The following is a 17,898-nucleotide window of genomic DNA, read 5'->3' as shown; positions in this document are numbered from 1 at the left end:
CCTAGCAGGGAGACGGCGTGCGGGCGGAACGCGTTCTGGGACGGTCGGCGCCCGCTGACGAGGAGAGACCGGAGGCCCTGTCCTTCGACTGACGAGGGAGCGTCCAGAGTGCCTGATCCGATCCTGGAGTTCGACCGGATCCGCCCGCTGCACGGGCGGCGCGACAAGGCCTTCGAGGAATTGTGCTGCCAGCTGGCGGACCTCGATCCGGCTCCGCCCGGCTCGGTTTTCCACCGGACAGGGGAGGGCGCTGACGGCGGGGTCGAGGGCTACCGGACGCACCCCGACGGCTCCGAGACCGGCTGGCAGGCCAAATATGTGTTCGAGATGGGCGACGTCCAGATCCGCCAGCTCGACCGCTCCCTGGCTCGCGTCCTGGAGACCCACCCGGCCCTGACCGTCTTCGTGGTCTGCCTGCCGTTCGACTTGAGGGACGGACGTCGGCCGAACGTCCTGACCGAACGGCAGCGCTACGAGCGCTGGCGCCAGGCCCGCGAGGCGGCGGCCCTGGCCGATCACCGGACGTTGAAGATCAGACTCTGGGACCGACATTCCCTGGTGGACCGGCTGACGCGGGAGGCGCCCGACTACCGCGGCAAGCGGCTCTACTGGTTCGACGACACCGTCCTGACCCCCGCCTGGTTCGAGGCCCGGATGGCCGGCCCTCTGGCCGACCTGCACGAACGCTACCAGCCCGAGAACCATGTCGATGTGGAGGTGTCCGATGCCCTGCGCGGCGTGATCCGGGATCCGGCGCTTCTCGCCGAGCCGGCGGCCTGGGGCGCGCGGCTCGGCCGCATCCTGGGCGCCCTGGGCCGACTCGGCGATCCGCCCGGTCTCGATCCGGCTCAGATGCGCCGTCTGGAGGCCGAGGCCGGCGCGCTCGTCACCGGGCTCCTCGCCCCGATCGACGTCTGGTGCCGACCCCTTCCCACCGGGGCCTGGTCGGACGGGGTCGAGGCGAGCCTGGCGGCGCTTTCGCCCCTCGTCGCCCGGATCTGGGCCCGGGAAGCCGATCCCGTCCTGGAGCCCTGGAAACAACCCCTTTACGAGGTGAGGGCGGCGCTCGAGGCCGTGGACGAGGCCCTGGCCGACGGCCCCTGGAGCCTGATCAACGCCGACCGGCTCCTGCTCGAGGGCGAGGCCGGAAGTGGAAAATCCCACGTCCTGGCCGACCTCGCCCGCCGCCGCCTGGTGGCCGGCTATCCGACCCTGCTCGCCCTGGGGGGCGGCCTAGCCATCGGCGATCCGTGGCGTGGCCTGCTCGACGGCTGGGACCTGTCGGGCGAGACGGTCGACGACGTCCTCGCCGCGCTCGACGCCGCGGCCGAGGCCGCCGGCGGTCCGGTCCTAATCGTGATCGACGGGATCAACGAAGGGGAGGGGCCCAGGTTGTGGCGCGGCCGGCTGGCGGGCTTCCTTGAGGCCGTGGCCCGGCGGCCCCGGATCGTCGTGATCCTGTCGTGCCGCACGGCCTATCTCCACGCCGTCGGTCTCGGGGCGCCGATCCCGGGGCTGGCCAGACTGGACCATCCGGGCTTCGAGACGACGGACGCGGCCGTCCGCTACCTGGACAAACGGGGCGTGCATGGCCCCGGTCGGCCAGACCTGGGTCCGGAATTGTCCAATCCCCTGTTCCTCAAGACCTGCTGCGATCTCCTCGACCGCCGCGGGGAGACCGCGTTTCCACGCGGGCTCAGCGGGGTGACGGCCGTCTTCCGCTTCTACACCGACGCCGTGGCCGCGACGCTGGAGGCCCGGATGGAGCTCGATCCCCTACAGGACATTCCCCGGCGGGCCATCCGCGCCTTCGCCGAGGCCCTGGGCGCGGCCCCGGGCGGGCGGCTCCCGGTCGATCGCGCCATCGCGGTCTTCGACGGCCTCCTGCCCTCGAACGGGCGCCGGGACGCCAGTCTGCTGCACCAGTTCGTATCGGAGGGAGTCCTCTCCACCGAGATCGACTACGGCGCCGGCGAGACCTCGGTCGTGCGCTTCACCTTCGAGCGCTTCAGCGACCATATGATCGCCGAACGGCTCCTCCGGGACCTGTCGGCGACCGAGGCGCAGGCCGCCTTCTCGACGGGACCGCTCGGTCGACGGCTGTTGCAGGCGCAAGGCGAGGATTGGTCGGGGGTCCTGGAGACCCTCGCGATCCAGCTTCCCGAACGCTACGCCCTGGAGCTCCCCGACGTCGCGCCGGATGGCACCGACCTCTTCGTCCTGGAACGGGCGTTCCGCGCGAGCCTGCTTTGGCGCGACCCCGCCGCCTTCACCCCGCGGACCTTGGAGCTGGTGGGCTCCGACCAGGAACAGCTCGCCCTCCTGCTGCAGGTCGCCACCGAGCCGGCCAACCCCTTCAACGCCGACTACCTCCAGACCCGGCTCGCGGCCATGACCATGCCGGACCGCGACGCCCTCTGGTCGGTGGGGATTGCCGCGGAGGGACTTCGGCGCGGCGGGGCGCGGGCCCTGATCGCCTGGGGCCTGGGCGCAGGTCGGGGAGCTGACGCGGCGCGGATCCGGCTGGGTGCGATCGCCCTGTCCTGGCTCTTCTCGACCTCCCACCGCGCCGTGCGCGATCGCGCGACCAAGGCCCTGGCCGCCCTTTTGACCCACCGGTTGGGCCTGGCCGCGGAGCTGGTCGAACAGTCGCTCGCGCTCGACGACCTCTATGTACCGGAACGGGTGCTGGCGGCCGCCTACGGAGCCGCGATGGCCACGACCGACCCCGAAGCGATCCGAGGCCTGGCTGCGAGGGTCTGGCGCGCGGTCTTCGCCGCAGGCTCTCCGCCCACCCATTTGCTGCTTCGGGACTTCGCTGCGGGCATCCTCGAATACGCCGCCGCCCATCGGGCCTTGCCCGACGAGGTCGATCTCGCGAGGGTCCACGGCCCGTTCGACGGGGTCTGGCCGCTCGAACCGGTCTCCGAAGAGGACCTGGCGCCGTTCGATCGCCGAAGCGCGGGCGGCCGGTCCTGGGGGGAAATCCTTTCCTCCTGTTCCGACCACGGGGATTTCGGGCGCTATGTCATCGCCTATCGCTTCCATCACTGGAGCCGCAGGCCCGTCGCCGACGCCGGCCTGGACCTCGAGGGCCTCTGGAACCGGTTCGTCGGGGATCTGGAGACTCTGCCCGGACCGGCGGCGGACGCCTTCGTGGGCTATTTTGCGGCCGAGGTCCTGGCGGCGCGGGCCATTCCCGCCTCCTGGAATCCCTCCGCGGAGGAGAAGGCCCGGGCGGAGGCGGCGAACGGCGTGGCCCGCACCGCCAGGATCGCCTTCGAGGCCCATCTCGAACCAGCCGAGCTGGAGGACTGGCGCACCGGCCCCGCCCTCTATTCGCGATCGGGATTTGATGGCGACCGGGCAGCGTTCGAACTTCTGGAGATCGAGCCTGTGCGGCGCTGGATCACCAAACGGGCTTACGACCTCGGCTGGACGCCGGAGCGGTTCGAGGCCTTCGAGCGCAGCGGTGTCATCACCCACGACCGGATGACCCATACGGTCGAACGGATCGGCAAAAAGTACCAGTGGCTGGCCCTGCATGAGGCCATGGCCCGGGCCGCCGATAATCTGGCACCTCTGAGCCTGAGCCCGAGCCGGGACGGGCCGCTCGGGCGCTACGACGGCGCCTGGTCGACCGGTCTGCGAGACCTCGACCCGTCCCTGCTGGCGGCGGGCATGGCCGAGGACCGGGATGAGGCCTGGTGGACGCCCATCGCGCCCCGGCTTCAGGCCAAGCCGGCGGGCGAGGCCATGGCCTGGCTGGACAGCGACCACGACCTCGTCTCCGACGCCCGGATCCTGGAGGTCACTAGCCCCGAAGGCGTCGACCATGTGGTGCTTCACAGCTTCGTCCGCGCCCGGGGCACCGACGAGGATTACGGCGAAGCGGCCGCCGAGCCGGAGACTTGGGGGCGGGTGGACGCTTTGGTGGTGCGACGCGACGACAAGGACAGGCTGCTGGCGACACTGGGCGGACAGCACTGGACTGGCTCTCACGATCTTCCGGCCTATGAGGGCGAACTCGAGGCCTTCCTGGGCGAACTGGCCTGGCGTCAGCCTTATACGGGCTGGACGGACTGGATGGCCGGGCCGGGGGGGCGCGGCCGGCGTGTGAGGACCAGTCCCGCGACGGAGCCGCCCGAGATCCGCAGGCCCGTGTTCGAATACGCCGCCGAGCGGCTGACCTATGACGCCAGCCTCGACGAGGACGTGCGGGCCCAGGCCCCGGCGCCCTGGCTGATGACGGCCTTGAGCCTGACCCTGACGGATCCCCGGGGCTTCGTCTTCTCGAACGCCGAGGGCCGTCCGGTCTTTTTCGATCCCGCCCTGACCGAGAACGGGCCGAGCGCGGCCCTGGTGGAGAAGGCGGCCTTCGACGCCATGCTGGAGCGCGAGGGCTTGGATATCGTCTGGGTCGTTGTCGGCGAAAAGAATGTCTACGGTGCCGACCACGAGGGCTTTGGCGGTCGTCGGGTCCACACCACGGTGTTCGACCGCCACGAGGGGGCCGTCCGCGTCACGCGTCATCTGACCCGGGTGGAGCCGTCCGAGGAGCAACTCGCTGATCTCTACGGGCCGGAGGCCCAGGATGACGATTAGGAGCGCTTCACCCCCGAGCGAGGCCGCACGGGCCTGCCTGGAGCCCCTCTCCGACGCCGCGCTCGCCGAGATCCTAGCCGCGATCCGGGAAGCGCTCGACAGGGGCGATGCGCCCCGGGCCACGACCGAGCCGGAGGTCTCGCTTCAAGCCAACGGCCTGCCGCGCCTGTCGGACGGCAGCGCCTTCTCTCCGCGCGGCCCGCTCGACTTCGCCGGGGTGCTGGACCCGCCGTGGGACGACAAGGAGGCCAGGCGCATCCATGTGAAGCTTCAGTTAGAGGCGGACGGAACGCAAGGCGCGGGAGTACGATGACCAGTAAGCCGATCAAGCCAAAACCCAAGGCCAAAGCCAAAACAGATTCCAAACCGGCCGCGAAGGCGCCGGACCCGTTCGCGGCGCTACGCCGGCGCGTCGCCAAGAAGCTCGAGGGCTTCACCGCCGAATTCCCCGACGAACTGGACCCTTGGTCGATGTCGAGCGGGCGGCCTGACTCCTCAGACTTCCCGGTCCCCGAATTGGTCCTGTTCCTCTTTCGGAACCTCATGGGATGGAAGTGGAGTGGGCACGGCGAAAAGGTCAGGTGGAGCGTCTACGGTAGCGTGAAGGGCGAGCAGATTGGGTTCGAGTTGCGGAAGTTCGGCTTCACCATTTTGCGGGCGGGAGACGCGACAGTCCCGACGTCGAGGATCGTCGGGCAGATAAACTCCGCGCTGAAAGACGTCGAGGCCTTCCTCGAGCCTTACGCCAAGGCTCAGGTCGAGAGCGGCCACGTCCTGATCGCCAACCGGTTTGACGAATTCGATAGCCGCTACCGGTTTTTCCGCGAACGAGCTGAAAAGGCCTACGCCAAGGCCTCTGAGCCACCGCTGCACAAAAAGCCCAACACGCCGAAGAAAGGCAAGAAGTCGAAGAAGGTCGATCTGGCAGAGCTGAATCTCGGCATCGCCGACCTCCTTAACCACACGTGGAGCGCCAATCGCGAAGGGTTTTTCCACTCCACGGCTATGGTGGACGCGTACTTCAGCGCGCTCGAACATCGCCTGGTGCTGCTGCGCGCCTTTACGGGCACCGCCCTAGCGCCAGGCGAACTGACCCAAATACTGGCCGCGAAGTGGGACGATAAGCTGAAGGCGGTCCTGCCCATAGGTGGTAACCGGGAAACCGAGCTGCTTTTCGGCAAGATGCGACGCATCAAGGAGCGGATCCGCAATCCCTTCGCGCACGGCGGGGTCGAGAACGACAAGGGCTCGCTCTTCTTTCATCTGCCATCGATCGGCGCGATCCCGGCCAACTTCACCCGGTTCGGCGATAGCATCCGGTTTTCGGTCATCCCGATTGAGGCGGACGATCACGCGGAATGCTGCGCCGTCTTCGACGAACTGGATCAATTGTTGTCAGCAGGACCGCTAGCTGGCCCACATAGGCTGATGGACGCCGGTGTCGATCCATCCTTCGACGCGGTGACGATTGCGGACTACGGGACCGCAGTCGCTGGCACTGAACAGGAACTGGAACAATTCCTCAGCGCTTGGAGCCACAATTGGGAGCGCCACGCCAACATGGACTACTGACCCCGATCCGCGATCTTTTGCAGCAGAAGAACGGAGGGGGAAGCTCCGGTTTCGGCGCCGAAGCCGATGTCCGCTAGTGGCGCATTGGCGACCAGCCGATCAGGTCGAGGTATGGCCGTAGACGTAGAAGTGGTGCAGAGCGAGTTCTGAGCCCTTCGATGAGGCGTGAGGCAGCACGGTTGATTTTGTCGCACATAATGTCCTTTATGTATGATCATAGCCGAACTGGAGAGTAGGGGGCTACTGAGTGAAAACTAACCCTTCAGACATCACTGTTCTTGAAAATAGTTCGCTCGCCCGACCACCAGTTCGGAATGAATCACAGTTGGTGGTTCCAGCTATTGTGGCCGACACCCAGGACGACGCCGGCGAGCGTTTTCTGGAATTTTTCGCCGCAACCATCCGGAACTCGAACACCAGGACGGCATACCTACGATCCGTTGGCGATTTCCTCACGTGGGGTGATATCCCGAACCTGACGTCGCTGCGCGAAATCCGACCGCTCCATATCGCCGCCTATATAGAAGAATGCGGAAGGCGGGTGGCCGCACCCACGGTGAAGCTGCGCCTAGCGGCGCTTAGAAGCCTGTTCGATTGGCTCGTACGCACTGGCGTTATGGACAACAATCCTGCACATGCCGTTCGAGGGCCGACTCATGAGGTGACCCGAGGCAAGACGCCGATCCTGTCTCCAGAACAGACAAGGCGATTAATCGAAAGCATTCCTACGGAAACCCAGGTGCAACTCCGCGACAGAGCGCTAATCGCCCTGATGACTTATAGTTTTGCAAGGGTATCGGCGGCAGTCGGGATGAATGTTCAGGACCTCGTGCAGACTGCTGGACGATCATGGGTCAGGCTCCACGAAAAACGTGGCAAGATCCACGAGCTACCGATCCACCATAAGCTGTTAGACCACTTGGACGCCTATCTTGATGTGGTCGGGCATCGCGCTGAGCCTAATGAACCTCTTTTCCGTAGTTCACGCGGACGGAGCGGTCTTCTCACCACGCGCCGACTGTCGCGACACGATGCCTATACCATGGTGCGGCGCCGAGCGGCGGCGGCGGGCTTGGTTGAGAAGGTAGGCAATCATTCGTTTCGAGGAACAGGCATCACGACCTTTCTGCTGAACGAGGGCACGCTCGAACTGGCCCAGGAGATGGCTAATCACTCGAGTCCTAGAACGACCAAACTTTATGATCGTCGGAATGATCGGATCACTCAGGACGCCATCGAACGCATACGGATTGAGTGACACTGGAGAAGGGTCCCGGAAGAATTTCTGGAGCAGCTGGGAAATCAATTCTGGTGCAATTTCGGAAAACAATCGAAACGGCGGTCAATTGTGGTTCGTTACAGGCAGAAAACCGACACACTATGAGCAGCCCTATTACGTCTAAGATATATTATGCGAAATATGGCTTCAGGAATGAGCTTGGAGCTACAGCCCTGTTCCGACGCCAGCTAGGCTGCTACCTAGATTACGGTGAAATTCGGACAGGAAGAACGCTTTGAGAAACAGATGGGTTCTAGCTGGTGCGGCTTGGCTGTTGAGCTCTTCCGCCATGGCGGGCGAAGTCATTCTTCGAGGGCCTGCGCCCGACTGGATACCCAGCATTGCGCCGCATCTATCGAACCGGGCGGACAATCCATCTCAACACATCCGCTATGAAGTGGTCGAAAGCCATGTGCGGGCCTTTGGCGACCATAGCGAAACCTATGTCCGTATGCGGCTGAAGGTGCTGGCGCCATTGGGGTTGCAGCAGGCTTCGCAACTAGCGCTGGAATGGAACCCGGCCCTGCAGACGCCGACCGTTCACCACGCGCGCATTATCCGCGCGGGTGAAACCCATGACATCCTGGACAAGGCTGATTTCACCATTCTGCGTCGCGAGGCGGCGCTTGAGCAATCGCTGCAGATCAATGGCGTTCTGACCGGCGTCCTGGTGAATCCTGACATCCGCGTCGGCGACACCATAGACTTCGCCTACTCTTTCCGGACACAGTTCGATGTGTTCGACAACCCGCTGGAAAATCTGATCTATCCCTTTTCGCAGCTTCCCGTTGATCTAGCCGAGACCACCGTCAGTTGGCCGGCGTCCATGAAGGTTCAGACACGCGCCGGGCGTCATGCCGCCGTTCCAGCGATGACTGAGCGGAATGGATTCAAGTTTCTTGCCCATCGCATCACCGACGTCGAGGGAGAAGCCTATCCAGACGCCATCGCGCCTCGCTCTCTTCCAAACTATGCATGGCAGATCAGCAGCACTCCGCAGTGGAGCGCGATCACGGATCATATCCGCACTGCATATGATCAGGCCAGCGCCCTGCCCGACGCGGCCGATCTGGCCGCGCATCTGGCGCGGATAAAGTCCGAGCACGCCACTCCGGAAGCTCGCGTCTTGGCTGCCCTGCGGCTGGTGCAGGATGAAGTCCGCTATATGGCCCTGACGCTTGGCGAAGGCGGCTGGCTGCCAAACTCGGCGAGTGATGTATGGGCAAGGCGTCAGGGCGACTGCAAAGGTAAAACGGTTCTGCTGGTCGCCTTGCTGAGAGAGCTGGGCGTGGATGCGGTCCCAGTGCTCGTTTCCTCACAGAATCTGCCGCTCGATCAGTATCTGCCGATGGTCAGCGCATTCGATCATGTGATCGTAAAGTCGCGCATCGGCGGCGAAACCTATTTGATGGACGGAGCGCGTATCGGCGACCGCAGCCTGACGCCGGATGCTCCGCTGGTTTACGAGTACGTCCTGCCCATCGTGGAACAGGCTCGCCTGGAGCAAATCCCGCTCAGACTACCGCCGCGCCCGATCAACGCCCTCCATGTCGAGATTGATCTCACCGCCGGCGTTCATAGTCCCGCGCGCGTTACGGTGACTAATATCAGTCGCAGCGACAGAGCGACGGAAATGCAGGCCGGGATTGCACAATTGCCTGCCGCCGAGGTGACCCGTCTGTATGACGAGCGCTGGACCAATCTGTTCAAGGATTATGGGCAGGTTTCCGATCTCGAGAGCCAATGGCGGTACCTTGAAGACACCCATGAATTTGTGGCCAGCGCCACAGCGCGCGTCGCCTTCGACTGGACGGACGGGCCGGTCGACATCCCTCTGGCCCATGTCACCTGGAAAGGCTTTGAACCGCATAAGAATACGAGGTTCAAGGACGCCGATTACCATAAGTCCTTCCCGAGTTCGTCCTCATTCCGCACGACCGTCATCCTGCCTGAAGGCCGAGACGATGTTGATCTGTCGGTCGAGCCCTATGAAGTCGAGGCCGGCGCCACCCGATATTTCCGCACCGTTCAACGCAACGGCAACCGCCTGGAGACGGATCGGGGCTCGATCACCTTGCGCCCCTATGCCACTGCGGCGGAAATCGCGGCTGAACAGGCCGGTATGGACAGCTTCAAGGACTTGAAGGCCACCATGCGGGTGAAGCGGAGCTACACCCTGACGGCGTCGGACCGGGAAACCCTGACGGCAGCGCCGGAAGGCGCCCCGGAGACGGCCCTGCGTCGCGGCTACGCTCTTCTTGACGAGGGGGACCATGTCGCCGCCATCGCCCAGTTCGATGTGGCCATTGCGGGCTTTCCGACACCCCATGCCAACGCCCTGGCCAATCGCGCCCTCGCCTATCTGGCGTTGAACGATCTGGACAAAGCCCGCGCCGATATCGCGGCGAGCGACGCCGCCGATCCTAATGAGACCATCCTGTTTCATGCGAAGGGTCGGCTGGCCGAGCTAGAAGAGGACGACCTGGAAGCAGTGTTGGCCTTTACGGGCGCCCTACGCTCGTGGTCCGAAAACACGCATGCCCTCTATCGTCGCGCCGCCGCTTACGAGCGGATGGGACAGTCGTCACGCGCCTTGGCTGATCTGGAGCGGATCGTCGCTATGAAGCCGGAGGATCATGGCGCCAAGGTCGCTCTGGCGAACCAACTGCTCAGGATGGGGCGGGCCGCAGAGGCCTACCAACAGGCCGGCTTGATGGCCGAAGCTGTCGGCCATCCAGACGCCAAGGCTCAGATGTTCATCGGCATGGCGCAGGTTGTGGCGTCCAGTCTCAAGGGCTCCGATCCCGCCAAGGCCGAGGCCATCCTCACCGACGTCCTGGCGATCGAAAACGACTTCCCTGCCCTGCTGATTGATCGCGCCGTTGTTCGTGAACAGCAGGGGGATAGCAAGGGCGCGGCGGCCGATATGGCTCGCTTCAAGCAGTTGACCCGCATCAACCTTGATGACCCCGCTCAAGCCTGCGTGTCGCAGTCCCTGATGCGGCATAGCCGCGATTTCGCACTGGAAATGTGTGATCGGGCCATTGAGCGGAAGGGAGACGACGCCCCTCTTCACATGAGGCGCGGATATCTACTCTTCCTCCAGGATCGCAATGGCGAGGCCTTGGACGCCTATCGTACGGCGACGGAACTGGATCCTTCGAGTTCGAAGGCCAGATACGGTCTGGGCAAGATGCTCAAGACTACAGGGCGATCCTCTGAAGGAGAGGCGTTTATGGCTGCGGCGTCGGCCTCGGACTCGAAAGCGAGCGAGGACTACGACAGCCTCATGATGAGCGTTCGCCTGGACGATTAGGGCGCCGATGGATCACGGTCATCAGATACGGAACGGGCGGCCCCGCTGATGCGAAGCCGCCCGTCAAACCATAGATCAGGCCAAAGCCTGAAATGGTCGGAGCGACAGGATTCGAACCTGCGACCCCTTGACCCCCAGTCAAGTGCGCTACCAGGCTGCGCCACGCTCCGAAGGCGCTCCGTATAGACGGGGGTTTGTCGCTCCGCAAACCCTAAAACGCATTATCGACAACAACTTCCGCCCTATCGGCGCAGAACCGCCTCAAGCCGCGCATGCGCCGCTTCCAACTCGGCTAAAACCCGCGTCAATCGCTCATGATCAGGTGCTGACGAGACGGTTGGGGCGTCCGGCGCAGGTGAAAGGCCCGAATCAATTTCCAGCGTTGCGCCCGGGTCGCCATAGGCGGCCACGCGCGCCAAGCCCTGATCCTTGACCAGGCGCTGGACGCCGCGAATGGTCAGGCCCTCGTCATGCAGCAAACGTCGAACGGCCTTCAGCACCATCACATCATCCGGGCGATAGAAGCGCCGTCCGCCCGCCCGCTTCACCGGGACGATGAAATCGAACTTCGTCTCCCAGAAGCGCAGAACATGCTGAGTCGCGCCGACTTCTTCGGCGGCTTCGGAGATCGTGCGGAAGGCGCTGGGGCTTTTGGCCAATGAACTCAGGTCTCTACGACGGCGTCGTGCACCCGGCCCTTCATGATCTGAGAGGCCCGGAAGCTGATGACGCGACGGGGGTTGATGGCGGCGGGTTCGCCGGTCTTGGGGTTGCGCCCCATGCGCGCGCGCTTTTCGCGCACCTGGAAGACGCCGAAACCAGACAGTTTGACCGTCTCGCCGCTTTCAAGCGACTCAACGATCAGTTCAAGCGTCCGTTCGACCATGCCGGAACATTCCTGGCGCGACAGGCCAACCTCTTCGTGAACGGCCTCGCACAGATCAGCCCGAGTAAGGGTCTGGGACACTGGCATCTCCCCGCTTTCCAATGGCGGGGCATTGAAGGGCAAAATGAATGAAAATCAAAGCCCTCAATGAAAATCTAGAATCGGAAGGCGCATGCGCCCCACGTCAGGCCGCCGCCCATGGCCTCGACCAGCACCAGATCGCCTTTCTTGATGCGTCCGTCCCGGATGGCGACATCCATCGCCAGAGGGATGGAGGCGGCCGAGGTGTTGGCGTGCATGGCGACGGTAGAGACGACCTTGTCCTCATCCAGGCCCAGGCGATCGCCGACGCCCTTGATGATGCGCTGGTTGGCCTGGTGCGGCACGAACCAGTCGATTTCGGGGATGTCCACGCCCGCCACCTCGGCGGCGGCGGTGATGGCCTCGGCGATGTTGACTACGGCGTGACGGAAGACCTGGTTGCCCAGCATCCGCAGATGGCCGACCGTGCCGGTCGTGGCCGGACCGCCGTCAACATAGAGCATGTCGGACTTGGCGCCCTCGCAGCGCAGGGCGAAGCCCAGCACGCCGCGATCCTCCTTGGTCCCCTGCCCTTCTCCCGGTTCCAGCACGAAGGCGCCGGCGCCGTCGCCGAACAGGACGCAGGTGGTGCGGTCCGTCCAGTCCATCAGCTTGGTCATTTCTTCAGCGCCGATGACGAGGGCGCATTTGGCCTGACCGCGCGCGACAAAGCCGTCGGCCACGCTCATGGCGTAGACAAAACCCGAGCAGACCGCCTGAATGTCGAAGGCGATGCCGACCGGCGCACCCAGCTTGCGCTGGACGATGGCGGCGGTCGCGGGGAAGGTCTGGTCCGGCGTAGTGGTGGCGACGATGATCAGGTCGACGTCCGCCGCCGTCTTGCCAGCGTCGGCCAGGGCGCGCTCGGCGGCCTTGACGGCCAGGTCGCTGGTCGGTTCGTCGTCGCGAGCCTTGTGGCGCTGACGGATGCCGGTGCGCTCGACGATCCACTCGTCGGAGGTGTCGACGATTTTGGTCAGGTCGGCGTTGGTGACCACCTGTTCGGGCAGGAAGGAGCCGACCCCGGTGACGACGCTGCGGATAACGCTCACGACTGGATCTCTCCTGTTTGCTCTTCGTCGGGCGCGGCCTCAGCCGTATCCAGCACGGCCGACAGACGCGCGAAATTGGCGCTGACCTTCGTCAGATAGTCGCTGCGAGCCAGATCGACAGCCACACGGATGGCGTTTCCATAACCCTCGGCTGTGGCGCCGCCGTGGCTCTTCACCACAATACCGTTCAGGCCCAGCAGGGGGCCGCCGTTGACGCTGCTGGGATCAATGCGGCGCGCCATTTTCTTCAGGGCGGGCATGGCGATCAGGGCGCCCATCTTGGCCATGGGGCCGGAGGTCAGAGCCTCCTTGAGCAGGCCGGAAATGAAGCGCGCCGTGCCCTCGGCCGTCTTCAACGCGACATTGCCGGTAAAGCCGTCGGTCACCACCACGTCCACCGTGCCGGCGGCGATGTCGTGGCCTTCGACGAAGCCTGTGTAGTTCACCGGCACCGCATCTGTGCGCAGGACGGCGTGAGCCTCGCGCACCTCATCATGGCCCTTCATTTCCTCAGAGCCGACGTTCAGAATCCCGACCGTGGGCTTGGCGACGCCGTGGACGGCCGATTGGAAAGCCTCGCCCATGATGGCGAACTCAACCAGTTGGCGCGCATCGCTGCCGATGTTGGCGCCGACGTCCAGAACGGCGGTGAAGCCTCTTTTCGTCGGCCAACTGGCGACGATGGCAGGCCGCTCCAGCCCATCCACGGCCATGCGCAGCAACAGTTTGGAGATGGCCATCAGGGCGCCGGTGTTCCCGGCCGACACGGCAGCCTGCGCCTCCCCGAGCTTGACCGCCTCAATGGCGTTCCACAGGCTGGAGCCCTTGCCCCGGCGCATGGCCTGGGCGGGCTTTTCGTCCATGCCCACGACCTTGTCCGTGTGGCGGATTTCGCAGACATCAGCCGAAAGGCCGTTGCGGGCGACTTCCGCGCGAATGGCCGCCTCATCGCCATGCAGTTGAAAACGAACGCCTTCGCCGCCGTAACGGGCGATGTAGTCCTTCACGCCTCCGACGACGACGGATGGTCCATGGTCCCCGCCCATGGCGTCGAGCGAGATCAGTATCGGTGATGCCAAGTGAAAATCGACTCCGTCGCCGTCTTGCCGCGGCGCTTCAGTTTAGGGCGATCGGACGAAAATGTCGCACCGTGGATGAGGCTTGAGCGACCTTAGGTCAACTCTTGTCGGTTTGCCCGCCAGGCTTCAGCGTTTTCAACACGCCGAAGGGCGAGATTTCACCGGGCTCCGGCGGCTGTTCGAACACCGCGCCTTCCTTGCGAGGATAGGGATCCAGGTGCAGGGCCAACTGTTCGACAGCGTATTGGCCCAGATCGATCTGGCCATTTTCCACCAGATCAGCGGAGTCGTCGTCCAGTTCCAGATCGATCTCGCCTTCCTCGTTCGCCTGAACCTCAGGCGCCGTTTCAGTCAGATTGATCGAGAATCGTTCGTCGATGGCGACAGGCAGCGGCTCCAGCGTCAGAACGCAGGCCTGAATGGCCTCGGCCTGGACCCGGCCGTCCATGCGCCACCCCGACACCGTGGGCAGGATCTCCATATCGGCGACGAATCGGTCGAGCGACTTCAGGTCCAGCGCGCGCGCGATGCGTTGCCGCGCAGCGTCATCAGGCTCCAGCCGCCGTGTCAGGGAGACGCCGACCTGATGCAGGCGGATGGGATCGCTATAGGGAAGAGCCGGAAGGGTCATGCCACGATCTTCGCCCAGTCCGGCGCCTTTTCCACGGCAGCCGACGACTGTCGGGCCAGCTGTTCGTGCGAATCAATCGTGTAGCGCGCCAGGGCGGCGCCTGCAGCGGCGTCTTCGCTCTCAAAGACATTGCGGGCGATCGAGGCCTGAAGCCCCTCGTGATCCCCTGCCCTCAGCGCCTTTTCATAGGCGCTCATGCGGCCATAGAGGGCCTCGCCCAGCTTGCGCATCTTCTTGCCCACCGAGACATCGCCCACGCCCAGTTCGCGCAACACGTTGTCCAACGCCGACACATAGGCGTCGAACAGCTTCTGGGACAGGTCCGCGCCGCGCTCGCCATCCTGCTTCAGCCGCACGAACAGCAGCAGCACATGCAGGGTGTAGAGCTCAAAACGCGCGTCGATGCGGTCCGCGACGCCCAGCCGCGTGTAGAAATCAGGCTGGCGGGCCTGTTCGACGGCCAGGGCGTACAGGGCCTGGACATGGCGATCTTGCGTCTGGCGCTTGAAGAGTGTCTTGAACATAGGATTTCACGGCCCCTTTTCCGCCGCGCCGTTGCACTAGGACGCAGCGACGGTTAGGTCAAAGACCTTATTTCTTGAGGCCCATCGCCGATGCCCCGTTTTACGTCGCTCATCATCGCCGCCTCGCTCGCCGCCGCCGCCGGCGCCTGCGCGCCGGTTGTCGCCACCCAGGGCTTTCAGGCCGTGGACGTCAAACCCCAGGATATCGAGTCCGGCGTCGACACGCGCGAAACCGTGCTGACCAAGCTGGGCACGCCCTCCACCACCTCGACCTTCGAGTCGGAGAACGTCTGGTACTACCTGACCCAGACGACGCAGCGCTACACCTACAACAAGCCGCAGGTGTCGCAGCGGACGGTGACGGAGATCACCTTCAACGAGGCCGACGGCAAGGTCGCCTCGGTGCGTAATCTGGGGCTGGATGACGGCCGCCAGATCGCGATGGAACGCCGCGAGACCCCCACGCGCGGACGCCAGTTGACCATTCTCGAACAACTGCTGGGCAACGTCGGCCGCGGCCAACTGCCGCGCACCGAGGACGACGTTCCCGGCCAGCGCCGCCCGGATTAACAGCCGCAGCATACAGTCGCCCTCAAGCCGCAAGCGACCGCGTCGCGAGCATAGGGCGCAAAAAAGATAACGCCCCGGAGATCGCTCTCCGGGGCGTCTGTCGTTAAGGTGTGACGCCGTCAGACGATCTTGCCGCTCGCTAGCACCGCCAGCAGCAGAAGCGCGACGATGTTGGTGATCTTGATCATCGGGTTCACTGCGGGACCGGAGGTGTCCTTATAGGGATCGCCCACAGTGTCGCCGGTAACGGCGGCCTTGTGCGCTTCCGAGCCCTTCCCGTGGACCACGCCGTTCTTGTCGGTGAAGCCTTCCTCGATCACCTTCTTGGCGTTGTCCCAGGCGCCGCCGCCCGAGGTCATCGAGATGGCGACGAACAGGCCCGTCACGATCACCCCCATGAGCATCGCCCCCAGCGCTGCGAAGGCGTTGGCCTTGTCCGGCTGGATGAACAGGATGACCACGAACAGGACGATCGGCGACAGCACCGGCAGCAGCGACGGCACGATCATCTCGCGGATAGCCGCGCTGGTCAGGATGTCGACCGCTCGGCCGTATTCCGGCTTGGTCTCGAACGTCATGATGCCGGGGTTCTCGCGGAACTGACGCCGGACCTCGGCCACCACGGCCTCGGCGGCGCGCCCCACGGCCGTCATCGCCAGCCCTCCAAACAGGAAGGGCAGCAAGCCGCCGAACAACAGGCCGACCACGACGTAGGGGTTGGACAGGTCGAACGCGACCGCCCCCAGACCGTAGAAGAAGCTGCCCGGCTGAGCCTCGGCCGCAAAGAACTTCAAGTCCTCCACATAGGCGGCGAACAGGACCAACGCCCCCAGACCCGCCGAACCGATGGCGTAGCCCTTGGTCACGGCCTTGGTGGTGTTGCCCACGGCGTCCAGAGCGTCGGTCGAGACACGGACTTCCGGCGGCAGGCCGGCCATCTCAGCGATGCCGCCCGCGTTGTCCGTAACCGGGCCGAAAGCGTCCAGCGCAACGATCATCCCCGCCACGCCCAGCATGGTCGTGGTGGCGATGGCGATGCCGAACAGGCCCGCCAACTGGAAGGCTGCGACAATGCCGACGATGATGGTCAGGGCTGGCAACGCGGTGGACTCCAGCGACATGGCCAGGCCCTGGATCACGTTGGTGCCGTGCCCCGAGACCGAGGCGTTGGCCACCGACTTCACCGGACGGAAGCCCGTGCCGGTGTAGTATTCGGTGATGACCACGATGGCCGCAGTGACCAGCAGGCCGACGACGCCCGCCCAGAACAGGTTCATCGGCTGGATCAGCAGGCCTCCTGAGGTTTCGACCGCCCCCGGCAGAAGCTGATTGATCACCCACCAGACCGCGCCCAACGACAGGACGCCTGTGACGATCAGCCCCTGATACAGGGCTCCCATGATGTTGCCGCTCTTGCCCAGACGGACGAAGAAGGTGCCGATGATCGAGGTCACGATGCAGACGCCGCAGATCGCCAGCGGCAACAGCATCAGCACGTCGACATAGGGCTGGTTGCGGAAGAAGATGGCCGCCAGCACCATGGTCGCCACCGTGGTGACGGCATAGGTCTCGAACAGGTCGGCGGCCATGCCGGCGCAGTCGCCGACGTTGTCGCCCACATTGTCCGCGATGGTGGCGGCGTTGCGGGGGTCGTCCTCAGGGATGCCGGCCTCGACCTTGCCCACCATGTCGCCGCCGACGTCGGCCCCCTTGGTGAAGATGCCGCCGCCCAGTCGCGCGAAGATGGAGATCAGCGAGGCGCCGAAGCCCAGAGCCACCAGGCCGTCGATGACCTCACGACTGGTCGAGGCGTGACCGAGACCCTGCGTCATGAAGGCGTAGTAGCCGGACACGCCCAGAAGCGCGCCGCCCGCCACGAACATGCCGGTGATGGCGCCCGAGCGAAAGGCCAGGTCTAGCCCCTTGGATAGGCTCTGCGACGCCGCCTGGGCCGTGCGGACGTTGGCGCGCACGGAGATCAGCATCCCCGCATAGCCCGCCGCGCCCGACAGGACCGCGCCGATCAGGAAGCCGAGCGCCGCCCAGATCCCGATGAGAAAAAAGGCCGCGACCAAGATCACGACCCCTACAATGCCAATCGTTGTGTACTGACGCTTCAGATAGGCGGATGCCCCTTCCTGGATCGCCGCGGCGATCTCACGCATCCGTTCATTACCACTGTCGGCCTTCATCAAGGCGGCGGTCTGGACGGCGCCGTAAAGCACCCCCAAAGCGCCAGCCGCAATGACCAGCCAAAGATATGACGTCATGGCGTTTCCAAGCCTTATGCAACTAGACGCGCG

13 protein-coding genes and 1 tRNA gene are annotated in these 17,898 nt (G+C 64.7%); 6 read left to right on the top strand and 8 right to left on the bottom strand.

All coding sequences use genetic code 11. The features are described 5' to 3' along the window. The first annotated feature begins 108 nt into the window (after positions 1 to 108). The 5 genes from RSD66_RS08750 (at position 109) to RSD66_RS08730 (ending at position 10,772) form a co-directional block, all read left to right on the top strand. Positions 109 to 4,605, top strand: coding sequence for a hypothetical protein (locus tag RSD66_RS08750; RefSeq protein WP_415287342.1), 4,497 nt, complete (start codon positions 109 to 111; stop codon positions 4,603 to 4,605). Beyond that, the gene (locus tag RSD66_RS08745; RefSeq protein WP_415287341.1) at positions 4,595 to 4,918 is read left to right on the top strand and encodes a hypothetical protein; all 324 of its coding nucleotides are present in this window, start codon (positions 4,595 to 4,597) and stop codon (positions 4,916 to 4,918) included. The genes RSD66_RS08750 and RSD66_RS08745 overlap by 11 nt, the downstream gene beginning before the upstream one ends. Beyond that, positions 4,915 to 6,177, top strand: a complete 1,263-nt coding sequence (locus RSD66_RS08740; RefSeq protein WP_415287340.1) for a hypothetical protein — start codon at positions 4,915 to 4,917, stop codon at positions 6,175 to 6,177. Before RSD66_RS08745 ends, RSD66_RS08740 begins: the two co-directional genes overlap by 4 nt. 247 nt (positions 6,178 to 6,424) lie before the next feature. Continuing rightward, positions 6,425 to 7,435 carry a tyrosine-type recombinase/integrase gene (locus RSD66_RS08735; RefSeq protein ID WP_415287339.1) on the top strand — a complete coding sequence of 337 codons (1,011 nt, stop codon included), beginning with the start codon at positions 6,425 to 6,427 and terminating at the stop codon, positions 7,433 to 7,435. Between the two features lie 310 nt (positions 7,436 to 7,745). Then, complete coding sequence (locus RSD66_RS08730; RefSeq protein WP_415287338.1) at positions 7,746 to 10,772, top strand: DUF3857 domain-containing protein; 3,027 nt, start codon at positions 7,746 to 7,748, stop codon at positions 10,770 to 10,772. A 93-nt stretch (positions 10,773 to 10,865) separates the two neighbouring features. Here RSD66_RS08730 and RSD66_RS08725 read toward each other — a convergent pair. The 7 genes from RSD66_RS08725 to RSD66_RS08695 form a co-directional block, all read right to left on the bottom strand. Further along, positions 10,866 to 10,942 (bottom strand) — tRNA-Pro (locus RSD66_RS08725). A 72-nt stretch (positions 10,943 to 11,014) separates the two neighbouring features. Further along, positions 11,015 to 11,431, bottom strand: a complete 417-nt coding sequence (locus RSD66_RS08720) for a MerR family transcriptional regulator (RefSeq protein ID WP_415287337.1) — start codon at positions 11,429 to 11,431, stop codon at positions 11,015 to 11,017. 5 nt (positions 11,432 to 11,436) lie between these two features. Further along, on the bottom strand, positions 11,437 to 11,745 hold the full coding sequence (locus RSD66_RS08715) for an integration host factor subunit alpha (protein ID WP_003169453.1): 309 nt from the start codon (positions 11,743 to 11,745) through the stop codon (positions 11,437 to 11,439). Between the two features lie 68 nt (positions 11,746 to 11,813). Beyond that, positions 11,814 to 12,791 (bottom strand): beta-ketoacyl-ACP synthase III, encoded by a 978-nt coding sequence (locus RSD66_RS08710; RefSeq protein ID WP_346522998.1) that lies wholly within the window; start codon positions 12,789 to 12,791, stop codon positions 11,814 to 11,816. Then, positions 12,788 to 13,870 carry a phosphate acyltransferase PlsX gene (plsX, locus tag RSD66_RS08705; protein ID WP_415287335.1) on the bottom strand — a complete coding sequence of 361 codons (1,083 nt, stop codon included), beginning with the start codon at positions 13,868 to 13,870 and terminating at the stop codon, positions 12,788 to 12,790. Before plsX ends, RSD66_RS08710 begins: the two co-directional genes overlap by 4 nt. Before the next feature lie 97 nt (positions 13,871 to 13,967). Continuing rightward, on the bottom strand, positions 13,968 to 14,501 hold the full coding sequence (locus RSD66_RS08700) for a YceD family protein (RefSeq protein ID WP_415287334.1): 534 nt from the start codon (positions 14,499 to 14,501) through the stop codon (positions 13,968 to 13,970). Beyond that, complete coding sequence (locus tag RSD66_RS08695; protein WP_119411990.1) at positions 14,498 to 15,025, bottom strand: ubiquinol-cytochrome C chaperone family protein; 528 nt, start codon at positions 15,023 to 15,025, stop codon at positions 14,498 to 14,500. The genes RSD66_RS08700 and RSD66_RS08695 overlap by 4 nt, the downstream gene beginning before the upstream one ends. Before the next feature lie 90 nt (positions 15,026 to 15,115). Between RSD66_RS08695 and bamE the strand changes: the two genes are divergently transcribed. After that, positions 15,116 to 15,595, top strand: coding sequence for an outer membrane protein assembly factor BamE domain-containing protein (gene bamE, locus RSD66_RS08690; protein ID WP_003169448.1), 480 nt, complete (start codon positions 15,116 to 15,118; stop codon positions 15,593 to 15,595). 119 nt (positions 15,596 to 15,714) lie between these two features. Here the strand turns inward: bamE and RSD66_RS08685 are convergent, their stop codons facing one another. After that, the gene (locus RSD66_RS08685; protein WP_346522994.1) at positions 15,715 to 17,865 is read right to left on the bottom strand and encodes a sodium-translocating pyrophosphatase; all 2,151 of its coding nucleotides are present in this window, start codon (positions 17,863 to 17,865) and stop codon (positions 15,715 to 15,717) included. Positions 17,866 to 17,898: the final 33 nt, after the last annotated feature.

This window comes from Brevundimonas sp. S1H14 (genome assembly GCF_047716865.1).
GTDB lineage: Bacteria > Pseudomonadota > Alphaproteobacteria > Caulobacterales > Caulobacteraceae > Brevundimonas > Brevundimonas naejangsanensis.
This window is presented reverse-complemented; position numbering and strand designations above follow the sequence as displayed.